The sequence below is a fragment of the Halobacillus sp. genome (assembly GCF_049282395.1).
Lineage (GTDB): Bacteria > Bacillota > Bacilli > Bacillales > Halobacillaceae > Halobacillus.
On record NZ_JBAPTY010000059.1, the window covers coordinates 1 to 10,556 of the forward strand.

At 39.8% G+C, this 10,556-nt stretch carries 12 protein-coding genes; 9 read left to right on the forward strand and 3 right to left on the reverse strand.

The window, feature by feature from the left end; all coding sequences use genetic code 11:
- Positions 1-480: 480 nt before the first annotated feature.
- The 3 genes from WAM07_RS02970 to WAM07_RS02980 all read left to right on the forward strand — a co-directional run bounded on the left by WAM07_RS02970 (position 481) and on the right by WAM07_RS02980 (position 2,484).
- Complete coding sequence (locus WAM07_RS02970; RefSeq protein WP_422164642.1) at positions 481-1,089, forward strand: metal-dependent hydrolase; 609 nt, start codon at positions 481-483, stop codon at positions 1,087-1,089.
- A gap of 186 nt (positions 1,090-1,275) precedes the next feature.
- Positions 1,276-2,292 carry an AimR family lysis-lysogeny pheromone receptor gene (locus tag WAM07_RS02975; protein ID WP_422164644.1) on the forward strand — a complete coding sequence of 339 codons (1,017 nt, stop codon included), beginning with the start codon at positions 1,276-1,278 and terminating at the stop codon, positions 2,290-2,292.
- Between the two features lie 21 nt (positions 2,293-2,313).
- Positions 2,314-2,484 carry a hypothetical protein gene (locus WAM07_RS02980; RefSeq protein ID WP_422164646.1) on the forward strand — a complete coding sequence of 57 codons (171 nt, stop codon included), beginning with the start codon at positions 2,314-2,316 and terminating at the stop codon, positions 2,482-2,484.
- A 58-nt stretch (positions 2,485-2,542) separates the two neighbouring features.
- On the opposite strand, the gene WAM07_RS02985 is transcribed toward WAM07_RS02980, so the two are convergent.
- From WAM07_RS02985 to WAM07_RS02995, 3 genes are all read right to left on the reverse strand, one after another.
- Positions 2,543-4,054: a BCCT family transporter gene (locus tag WAM07_RS02985; protein WP_422164648.1), complete on the reverse strand. Its 1,512-nt coding sequence runs from the start codon at positions 4,052-4,054 to the stop codon at positions 2,543-2,545.
- Between the two features lie 132 nt (positions 4,055-4,186).
- Positions 4,187-4,447, reverse strand: coding sequence for a GNAT family N-acetyltransferase (locus WAM07_RS02990; RefSeq protein ID WP_422164662.1), 261 nt, complete (start codon positions 4,445-4,447; stop codon positions 4,187-4,189).
- Entirely contained in the window at positions 4,360-4,749 is a 390-nt protein-coding gene (locus WAM07_RS02995) for a GNAT family N-acetyltransferase (protein WP_422164649.1), read from the reverse strand. Before WAM07_RS02995 ends, WAM07_RS02990 begins: the two co-directional genes overlap by 88 nt.
- A gap of 123 nt (positions 4,750-4,872) precedes the next feature.
- Between WAM07_RS02995 and WAM07_RS03000 the strand changes: the two genes are divergently transcribed.
- The 6 genes from WAM07_RS03000 to WAM07_RS03025 all read left to right on the forward strand — a co-directional run.
- Positions 4,873-5,442: a nucleotidyltransferase domain-containing protein gene (locus WAM07_RS03000; RefSeq protein ID WP_422164651.1), complete on the forward strand. Its 570-nt coding sequence runs from the start codon at positions 4,873-4,875 to the stop codon at positions 5,440-5,442.
- 76 nt (positions 5,443-5,518) lie between these two features.
- The gene (locus tag WAM07_RS03005) at positions 5,519-6,841 is read left to right on the forward strand and encodes a DUF2254 domain-containing protein (protein ID WP_422164653.1); all 1,323 of its coding nucleotides are present in this window, start codon (positions 5,519-5,521) and stop codon (positions 6,839-6,841) included.
- Between the two features lie 160 nt (positions 6,842-7,001).
- Complete coding sequence (locus WAM07_RS03010; protein WP_422164654.1) at positions 7,002-8,522, forward strand: glycine betaine uptake BCCT transporter; 1,521 nt, start codon at positions 7,002-7,004, stop codon at positions 8,520-8,522.
- 163 nt (positions 8,523-8,685) lie between these two features.
- Positions 8,686-9,501: a DUF368 domain-containing protein gene (locus WAM07_RS03015; RefSeq protein ID WP_422164656.1), complete on the forward strand. Its 816-nt coding sequence runs from the start codon at positions 8,686-8,688 to the stop codon at positions 9,499-9,501.
- 38 nt (positions 9,502-9,539) lie between these two features.
- Entirely contained in the window at positions 9,540-9,893 is a 354-nt protein-coding gene (locus WAM07_RS03020; protein ID WP_422164658.1) for a thioredoxin family protein, read from the forward strand.
- Positions 9,894-9,952: 59 nt separating this feature from the next.
- Positions 9,953-10,556, forward strand: a 604-nt coding sequence (locus WAM07_RS03025; protein ID WP_422164660.1) for an FAD-dependent oxidoreductase, incomplete at its 3' end; no start/stop codon positions are given.

Here is a 10,556-nt window from a genome sequence, read left to right on the forward strand (position 1 = left end):
TCAACCCAACTTTATTAAGAAGAACGGATCCTTCGGAAAGAGAGGATCCTTCCCTCCTTAAACTGCCTGAAATGCTTATATAACAGACTATCCCGCATAGTTCAGCCTGAAAAAGTCTATAAGCCCATGTGGTCATATCTCCTCAAGCGGGTGAAGGGTAAAGCGGTTCGAGCTCCCTATTTCGCAAGGTCCGGAGGGGGACGATGAATACTCCTGTGGGATAAACATGATCGGTGAGACCCCTGAAAGCGTTAGCTTGAGGAGGCTCAGCACAAGGGATGTTCGACTAAGATCGCCACGTCCTGTGGCAACGTCGAACGACCCTGCGTCTTGCAGGGCCGGAAAGCGAGTCGTTCCCCGCAGGACCTAATTCACACAAAAGTCTCGAAACTGAATCTTCAAGTATCGGGAGCTTAACTGAGAAAGCAGCGAGGCGGTTTAATAGCCAATGAAAGAAAGATAGAAAGGACTTGAAACATCATGATGGCCACAGGACACCAAGTCGTTGGAATAACATTTGGAGTAGGAGCTTTAACCTTACTTCCGCAGCTCGTCCCTCATGCTGATGAGCCACTTTCAGCTGTTTTTTTCTTAGGTTTTGTTTTATTTGGGTCACTTTTGCCCGATATCGATATGCCGAACTCGAAACTGGGACATAAGTTCTGGAGAGGGCTGCTTACTCTTTTCACTCTTGCATTTACAATTTACTTATTTGTACCTAGGTATCTTGATTTATACAGGGAGGAACTGAAAGTTTTTCTTATGCTTTTACTTCCTGTTTTACTCATGATTAGAAGCCACCGTAAGATGACCCATTCTTTATTATTTGTTGGAATGTTAATTGGATACAGCTGGTTTATTGAAGAGTGGCTGAACATACAATGGTTTTATTTATCAGGGCTGATTATTGGAGTTGTTTCACATTTATCAGCTGATTACTTAACAAAGAGAGGAATTCCTCTTGTATATCCTTTTTCAAGCAAACATAAGCGTTTTTTTATTACGTTTAGAACAGGATCGGCAATAGAGAAAGCAGTAGTTTACAGTTTAGTATTATGGAATATATGGTATATAAATTTAATATTTTAATGGATACATTACAGATATTGCTAATAAAAGGTGAAAAATAATTACTTTTTCTTAAGAATATGAAACCAAAGGGTACATTTACTTAAAATTTATTTTTAATTTACAAAATAATCTGATAGATTGCTAGACATTACCAATAAAATACAATAAAATGGAAAATAGGTAATGCGAAAGGGATGAAGCTGGATGGTCAGTTATCAGGTTATTGAACCTAGTCCATTGCATCAATTACAATTAAAATATACCTCATCCTTATATGAAATATATATCCCCTTATTAAAAAAACAGTCTAAACAAGAAGCCACCTTCCAGGCAAGCTGGTACTGTTTGACTCATCCGCCTAAGTATTTAGAGGATCAAATCGCATATCTTGAATTTCTTTATATGAATGATTTTCTTAAGGAGATGGATATCCTCCTTCAAAACAATAACTTAGACTCCCAGCTCATTTATTTATATAAGCTGCTATTAAATCGACTGAACAGCAAACCATCAAAAGCGCAATTACAGTCACTGCAAAAAGAAAAATTCCTCCATCCATCTCTTCACTGCTTACATCTTTTTACGATTATCTACTATTATTATGATTTAAAAGAATATACAGGACTTGATAAGTACCTGGAACAAATTGATGAAGGTATAAGTGCTGTTAACGAGCCCCTGACTCTTTACTATATGAGGATCAGGTATCATGAATTACTGTTCCAGCATTATTGGAAAACGAATAACCCGCTTCTTGCTAAGAAATATGCTTATAAAATTACCAATACAGAATTATCACCGAAGAAAATCTGCCGTATTTATCATAATCTGGCGCTATGCAATCTATATACAGACTATCCAACGTCCATGGAACAAGCTGTAAAGGCATTTGAAGCTGCAGAAAAGTATAGTTTAAAACGGTGGGCAGCTATTATTAAAAACCACACTATTCCTTTCATTGCTGCCTACCATCTTCAAACAGAAGAAATGACAACGCCTGACCCCGTAGAAACGGCTCATTTAGCCATAGCGGACAAAGAATTTACTAAAGCGATAACCATTCTGGAAAATCTGGAAACATGGACTCCGTTTCAAGAGTGTTATATGGGAGCAGCGAGCAAGAATATTCGTCTGTTGGAAAATGCCCATCATCGATTTATTCAAGAACTTGGAGATCAATTCTTTGCACTTTTACCCAAACACTATTTGGAGCGTTTATAAAATATGGGGAGGTAGAAGAAAATGAAAAGACGTTTAACTGCATTTCTCTTAGGTTTAATGTTGGTTGCAGGGACATTTGGATCGGCATCCTTTGCATTTGATAATACGAAGAATCAAGAACCTGGAGAAAGTTCGGAAGTTACTCTCGCAAAATTCAAGGCGCATGACCCAGGAGATTTAGGTATGGGGTAAAGATGATTTGAATAAAGACGAAAAAGCTGCCTCCTATGAAAGGGAGGCAGCTTTTTCATTATCTGGCCTTGCGGTGCTGTTCAATTTTTTGTTGAGCAGGTTCTTCTTTTCTAATCATCTTCGTAAATGCATAGACAAAGAGTATGATTACTATGGTAAATGGTAAAGCAGAAACAAGCGAAGCAGTCTGTAAGGCATTTAGCCCGCCTGCTAACAGCAGAACTCCAGCAATGGCCGCCATTAGAAATCCCCAAACAATTTTAATAATAAGCGGAGGGGTTAAGCTGCCATTAGTCGTCATACTAGCTAGAATGTACGTAGCGGAGTCCGCTGAGGTAATTAAAAATGTTGCAATTAATAAGATGGATAAAATAGATAGTACTCCCGTCATGGGAAGATGCTGGTAGGTTTCAAACAATGCTAAAGTTACGTCATTGTTAACCGCCTCAGCTATGTTTGTTCCATTATTCAAATCGCTGTTTAAGGCTGTTCCTCCAAAAGTAGCAATCCACAAGCAGGCAATTAATGGCGGTACAATCAGCACTCCAAAGATGAATTCCCTGATGGATCTTCCTCTCGATACACGGGCTACGAAGGTTCCAACGAATGGAGACCAGGCAATGACCCACGCCCAGTAGAAGATTGTCCACTCTCTCAGCCAGTCCCCTCCACCGTCTTCATAAGGAGTGAGACGAAGGCTGTAGCCCACAAAGTTTGTAATATAATCTCCAAGTCCTAAGGTGAAGGTGTTAAGTATAAATACAGTAGGTCCTGCTATGAATACGAAGGCTAGTAAAACCATACATAAACCGAGGTTCACGTTACTAAGCCACTTAATTCCTTTATTTAATCCTGTACTGGAAGAGGCTAAATAAAGGACGAGAAGTACAGCGGTAATGGCCAGTTGAATCATTGTGTTATTTGGCACGCCGAATACGGCTTTTAGACCACCGTTCATTTGCAGTATGCCAAGCCCGAGTGAGGTAGCGATACCCATGACCGTGGCAATGACGGCAAGGGAGTCAATAAAGGTTTTCACACCTTTATTTTTACCTAACACTGGTTCGAGGGCGGTGGAAATCAAACCGCTTTTATTCTGCCTGAACTGTAAAAATCCGATTAAGAGGCCGACAATGGCGAAAACAGACCATTGATTGATGCCCCAGTGAAAGAAAGCATATCCCATAGAAATCCGAGCCGCTTCTTCAGTCTGTGCTTCAAGCGTATTAAATGGAGTTGTGAAAAAATGGCTCATCGGTTCAGCTACGCCCCAAAACACTAAGCCTGCACCAAATCCAGCTGAGAAAAGCATGCCGATCCAAGTGAAAAAAGGATAATCTGGTTCAGAATCTGGCGGGCCGATTTTAATTTTCCCGTACTTACTTAGGGCTAACGCACCTAAGAAGATAACGAAACCAAATACAGAGATGAGGTAAAACCAACCGAAATTTTTCGTTGTAAAACCAAATAAAGTGGTGGCTACGCTGCCAAAACCTTCAGGATTGACGGCACCTATGACTACTAATACGGTGATCACAGAGGCCGAGATAAAAAATACTGGATTTTTCATACTGGCTCCTTTCTTGGAACTTGATTTTGATAAATAGATGAGTCAATTAATTCAATAATATTGATGAGTTTATTCCCTTAAAAATTCCAAAAAAAACATGTAATAGTAGATATGTACAAATAGTTGATGTTTTTAACGGGTGCTGGATTCAAATTCGCTTTTCAATATTCCCATAAGTATGGTGTCATAGTAGCTTCCTTGAACAAATTCATTTCTACGTAGCCGGCCCTCCAGCTGAAACCCGGCTTTCTCGTATAACCTGAGGGCTTGATGATTTCCACTCCAGGTATCGAGTTGTACCCTTTCTAAATTAAGGGTATAAAAAAGGTGATTGAGCAAAGTGTAAATAATATCTTTTCCATACCCTCGCCCCCAGTAATCGCGTTCACCAATTGTGAGCCCCCAATCTCTGCCGCTCTTGTGACGGGATTTAGTTTTCGATAATCACATTTGCCAATAGGCTCTTGCGTTGCTTTTGAATAAACAATAAAAACAGTTCCATGTTCCCACAAATGTTGTGCATTCAGATTTTTTTCATATTGGGCTTGAAGAGCTTCCAGAGGGTTATTATTCTGGTTCGCTGATTCACTTCCTGAACTAAGAAAAGTAAGGGACTCATCATTGGCCCATGTGTAAAGATTCTCCAAATCTTTACGGGACACAGGCTTCAAGTCTACTAAGTGTCCTTTTAACATATCCCACCTCCTATGCCTCATTATTCGACTAAATATTGGATTTGTCAAAAAATACTGAATTTTAATTTGGAACTTTATAGTTAACTATTCTCAGGTTAATTAACACGGAAGGAGGTATTCCCTTTGTTTGAACGCTGCCTGCAAGTAAAGGTGTTTATGAAAAACTATCCAGGTCACTGGTGGATCGCCGGCGGGTGGGCGATTGACCTTCATATAGGCGAAGAAATAAGAGAGCACGAAGACATCGATGTAGCTGTGTTGAGGGAGGATCAGCATCTGCTGCGATCGCACATGCATGACTGGAATATAAAGTATGTTAAAGAAGGAAGTGGATTAAATTGGAAAGAAAAAGAATGGCTGGAAGCCCCCATTCACGAGATTCATTCAACGAACCATTCTGGAGAACATATAGAGTTCTTATTAAATGAAAGAAAAGGGAACTACTGGCACTTTAGGCGCGACGGCAAACTTAGATTCCCGCTTAGTTACATGCATCTTCGCTCTGAGCAGGGCGTTCCTTATTTAAATCCGGAAATTGTCCTTCTTTACAAGGCAAAACACACCAGCCAGAAGGATAACGAGGATTTTCACTATATATTTCCTCACTTAAATGAACGTCAAAAGGAATGGCTTAAGCAGAGCTTGATGCACTACCATCCTAATCACGCTTGGTTAGAGAAATTATTATTTTAAATTAAATCCTTAAGATTTCTCTGACTTAAATGGTATGGTGGGTAAGTGATTTAAACAGGAAGGGAGATAGTAGTTAATGAACAGAGAGAAAATTTGGGTTAAAGTGCGAGACAGTTTCTGGTTTCTTCCAACTCTTTACAGTTTTATATCTATCATTTCAGTTATTCTGATCAGTATTGTGGACTTATGGATCGTTCCGCAAGTTCAGGAAAGTATGCCGAAAATATTTTTAACTGAAAAAAGTGTGGCAACGACCCTGTATGGGTCGCTGATTACGTCGATATTGACGATGACAACCATCAGTTTTTCAACGATTATGGTGGTGCTGACTACTTATTCCACTCAGTTTTCACCTCGTACGTTACAGGATTTTATGAAAAGCCGAGTTACCCAGCATGTGTTGGGGGTTTATTCATTTGGATTTATCTTTGCTCTTGTCAATTTATTATTACTTGGGGGTACTCAGAAGAAAGGTCTGGTCAGTCCCTTTTTAACTGTAGTCGTATCCATCATTTGTTTAGGATTTTTCATCCTGTTTATTCACCATTCGTCCCGCTTTTTACAGGTGAACAATTTAATTGGTGATATCCGCCAGACCACTTCGAAGGTGATTGCTAACACGTTTAAGGAAAAGAGCTATAATGAATCAACAGAGTGGGATGAAAAAGATTTGGACAGCTTAAAACAGAATAGCCAAGGAATCATTTTTGCCGACAAATCGGGTTATCTTCAAGGAATGCAGATGGGATTATTCATTCAGTGGGCTGTAAAAAATGATTTATTTATTGAAGCAAACACGTTAATTGGAGATTACATTCAGAAAGGGATGCCTTTGTTTTATTATTGGAAAAAGGACGCTTCAGAAGAAATTAAACCGCAGGAAGCGCTGCAGTATATAATAGTGGGAAATGAGCGGACAGATATACAGGATATCGAATTTTCGATTCAGAAGCTCGTTGAGATTTCGGTCAAAGCGATTTCCCCTAGTATTAATGACCCACATACAGCGGTTAACTGTATCAATCGAATAGGTTCTCTTCTTGCCGAATTAGGTTCAGTTTATGAGCCGATCCGCTATTATGCTGATGATAATAATGATCTTAGGATGAAGATTGAGCCAAGGGAATTTCACGATTATCTGTACACCAGCTTCTACCAGATGCGAATCTATGGAAGCCACGATTTTTCTGTGATGAACGGTGTAATTGAAGCTCTCTATAAAATCTCTGTGGTTCATGATGAAAATATTAAAGAAGATGTATGGAGATTTGGCCGATATATGATGAAAGCTGTCGATACAAAGAGTATGGATCAGTTGGATTTTGAATACTTTGATAAGCAGGCTCAAAAGTTAGCCTCAGCTTGTAATAAAACTGTTCAGTTCCCACGCCCATATTAAACATCTGCACCTTTCCAGGAGGCTGTCGACATTTTTTACAGTTTTTAGACAAATTGTTTACAATTTTGAGGATGGGGTAACTGTTAATTAGTCCACAATTACCATTTCCTCGCAATTATCTATTGATGTAAAAAAGTTGAGCACCGGAAAGGAGAAAATGATGAAAAAAGTTACGTCGGTTTTTTGGATTACTCTAGCCATCGCCTTATTTTCAGTTATTTGGGGGGCTGTTGCTCCTGAAAATCTTGAAAGTATTACAGGTTCGATACAAACATTCATTTCTGTACACTTTGGCTGGTATTATCTATTAATCGTTACAGGTTTTGTCGTTTTTTGTATTTATATGATTTTCAGTCCATATGGGAAGATTAAACTGGGTAAACCTTCTGATAAGCCGGACTACAACTATGCCACATGGTTTGCGATGTTATTCAGTGCAGGTATGGGGATTGGTCTGGTTTTCTGGGGCGCTGCAGAACCGATTTACTTTTATTCAAAGAATGCTCCAACGGCAGAAACTGGCACCCCTGAGGCTCTAAATGAAGCCATGCAGTTTGTTTATTTTCACTGGGGAGTTCATGCCTGGGGAATCTATGCGATTGTTGCTTTAGTACTCGCCTACTTTAAATTCCGTCGAGGAGCACCCGCTCTTGTAAGTGCCACTTTAGAGCCTTTATTTGGGGATAAGATGAAAGGCCCATGGGGGAAAGCGATTGACGTGATTGCTGTGTTTGCAACTATTGTAGGTGTAGCCACTACTTTAGGCTTCGGAGCCGCGCAAATCAATGGAGGACTTACATTCCTGACCCCTATTAAAGACTCGTTTACGGTGCAGCTGATTATTATTGGAGTCGTAACGGTCTTGTTTATGATGTCGGCTTATACTGGTCTTAGTAAAGGGATTAAATACCTGAGTAATACGAATATGATTTTAGCTTTACTTCTGTTAGTGATGATGATGGTAATAGGTCCTACCTTGTTCATAATGAATATGTTCACGGATACAATTGGAGCTTATTTGCAGAACTTGCCTTCCATGAGTTTTAGATTAGCTCCGAATAGTGAAGAGAACCGAACCTGGATTAACAACTGGACCGTATTCTACTGGGCGTGGTGGATCGCCTGGTCTCCATTCGTCGGTATATTTATCGCCCGTGTGTCCAAAGGGCGTACAATTAGAGAGTTTCTATCCGGAGTGTTGTTAGTGCCATCCGTGATAGGATTTCTATGGTTCTCCACCTTTGGTTCTTCAGCCATTAGCGTTCAGCAGGGCGGTGAAACGGACTTGTCTGAACTAGTTACGGAACAGACGCTATTTGGTGCTTTTGATAATTACCCTTTAGGATTAATTATGTCCATCATTGCGATGATTCTCATTGGAACTTTCTTTATTACCTCTGCAGACTCTGCGACGTTTGTATTAGGTATGCAGACTACGAATGGCTCGTTAACACCGCCGACCATGGTTAAATTCGCCTGGGGAATAATCCAGTCCTCTATGGCAGCCGTGTTATTATATTCTGGCGGATTGCAAGCCTTGCAAAATGCTCTGATTTCGGCAGCATTTCCATTCTCATTTATTATGATTCTAATGGTTTTTTCACTTTACAAAGCACTGCGTGCTGATAAAGCATCTATAGAGAAAGAACAAAGAGATTCTGAGGAAAAAACCTCTGCTTAAAATATTGGATAAACGGGCCGGATCAAATCCGGTCCTTTATTTATGCTATAAGAATGATTGATTGAAGGCAATTTTTAGGATACATTAAAAAAGGATCATAAACTCATAGACATGTACGATAGAATAAGTGACACTTTGAATTGATTAAAAAGGAGTATTGAATATGTGGGAATGGAGAAATATCTACCGTGGTATGCTTATGGGAGCAAGTGACGTTGTCCCGGGCGTGAGCGGTGGTACAATTGCGGTAGTCCTCGGTATCTATGATCGTCTTATTGAAGCGATCAACGGTTTCTTTACAAAGGAATGGAAAAAACACCTTAAATTCTTATTGCCGTTGGGGATAGGGGTTATTACGTCTATTCTGCTGCTGGCAAAATTAATAGAGTGGTTATTTGAGCATTACCCTGGTCCCACTCAGTTTTTTTTCCTGGGATTGATTATAGGGGTGCTTCCTTACTTAACACATAAAGCGGATGTGAAGCATAAATTTAAAGCGAACCATTATATCATTTTACTCATTGGCGCAGTACTCGTGGCTTCAATGGCATTTTTTCAGACGAATGAAACGGAACCTATGCAGAACTTAACGCTTTCAACCTATATTCTTCTTTTCTTTTCGGGCTGGATTGCGAGCAGTGCCATGATCCTTCCAGGGATAAGCGGGTCTTTCATCCTGTTGATTATTGGGGTTTACTCCACAGTAGTCGGTGGAGTATCAGATTTGAAATTTGATATTATAGCAGTGGTCGGATTAGGAATTCTATTTGGTATTGTCGTGATGAGTAAGATTGTTAAATTCTTTTTGGAGAATTATACCTCAGGAACCTTTGCCCTAATCATTGGTTTAGTTATTGGGTCAGTATTTGTTATTTTCCCTGGTGTACCGGGAAGCGCAGCATTATGGTTGGTAAGTGCCCTGACCTTCTTCGGAGGTCTCTTGGCTGCATGGCTTCTGGGTCGTGTGGAATATAAATAAGCAAATCATAAGACAAAAGCATTCTTACCGATTATCATATGGGTAAGAATCTGTTTAAAAGGAGAATGATGAGCATGGAATCAATTCATACAATAGAGAAATTCAACGAAACAATCGAGAGCGAGCAGCCGGTTATTATTAAGTTCCAGGCAGACTGGTGCCCGGATTGCCGTCGAATGGATATGTTTATCGGAGAAGTTTTAGAGGAATATAATCAGTATCGTTGGTACGACGTTAATCGTGATGAAATTCCTGAAGTTGCAGATAAGTATGAGGTTATGGGTATTCCTAGTTTGTTGATTTTTAAACAAGGTGAAAAAATAGCACATTTGCATAGTGCGAACGCAAAAACCCCTGAAGAAGTAGAAGAGTTTTTGCAAACAAGTCTTTAAAGTAAACGTCCACATGGTCCATTCCATGTGGACGTTTTGTATAAAAGGGGGGACCTGTATTGTCCAAACGATTGTTACTAGTAGGAGCAGGGCATGCTCATCTAGAGGTAATTCGAAGGCTGAAAAGCGAAGCATGGGTGAATGTTGAGGTGTGTCTGATTTCTTCCTCCAGGTACCAATATTACTCTGGAATGTTTTCCGGATTCACAGAAGGTCTGTACTCGCTTGAAGATACACGAGTTTCATTGGAAAAGATTACGAGAGAAGCACGTATTCATTTTATTGAAAAAACCGTGGTCAGTTTGCGACCTAAACAGAAAAAAGTAATTTGCCATGACGGTTCCGTCTATCCGTTTGATGTTGTAAGTTTTGATATTGGCTCCAAAAGTTTACCGCTGGCTTTTGAACATACGGTGGCCCGTACCATCAAGCCTAATTATGAATTTATTTCTCAAATTGAAGAAATTCGTAATACAACTCATCCTTTAATTGTAGGGGGAGGAGCTGCGGGAACGGAACTTGCTCTTTCGATCCAAACTTATAAAGAGAAGAACCAAATTCCGGGACAAGTTAAGCTGGTAACGGCTGAGAAGGTCATGAATGGATTTCCGAAATTAGTTTCCACCCGGCTTAAATCATTACTTATAAAAAAAGGGATTCAAG

Bases quoted from the DNA above. Each gene is read 5' to 3' on its own strand.
- WAM07_RS02970 (WP_422164642.1), top strand. From the start codon at position 481: ATGATGGCCACAGGACACCAAGTCGTTGGAATAACATTTGGAGTAGGA.
- WAM07_RS02975 (WP_422164644.1), top strand. From the start codon at position 1,276: ATGGTCAGTTATCAGGTTATTGAACCTAGTCCATTGCATCAATTACAA.
- WAM07_RS02980 (WP_422164646.1), top strand. From the start codon at position 2,314: ATGAAAAGACGTTTAACTGCATTTCTCTTAGGTTTAATGTTGGTTGCA.
- WAM07_RS02985 (WP_422164648.1), bottom strand. From the start codon at position 4,054: ATGAAAAATCCAGTATTTTTTATCTCGGCCTCTGTGATCACCGTATTA.
- WAM07_RS02995 (WP_422164649.1), bottom strand. From the start codon at position 4,749: ATGTTAAAAGGACACTTAGTAGACTTGAAGCCTGTGTCCCGTAAAGAT.
- WAM07_RS03005 (WP_422164653.1), top strand. From the start codon at position 5,519: ATGAACAGAGAGAAAATTTGGGTTAAAGTGCGAGACAGTTTCTGGTTT.
- WAM07_RS03010 (WP_422164654.1), top strand. From the start codon at position 7,002: ATGAAAAAAGTTACGTCGGTTTTTTGGATTACTCTAGCCATCGCCTTA.
- WAM07_RS03015 (WP_422164656.1), top strand. From the start codon at position 8,686: ATGTGGGAATGGAGAAATATCTACCGTGGTATGCTTATGGGAGCAAGT.
- WAM07_RS03020 (WP_422164658.1), top strand. From the start codon at position 9,540: ATGGGTAAGAATCTGTTTAAAAGGAGAATGATGAGCATGGAATCAATT.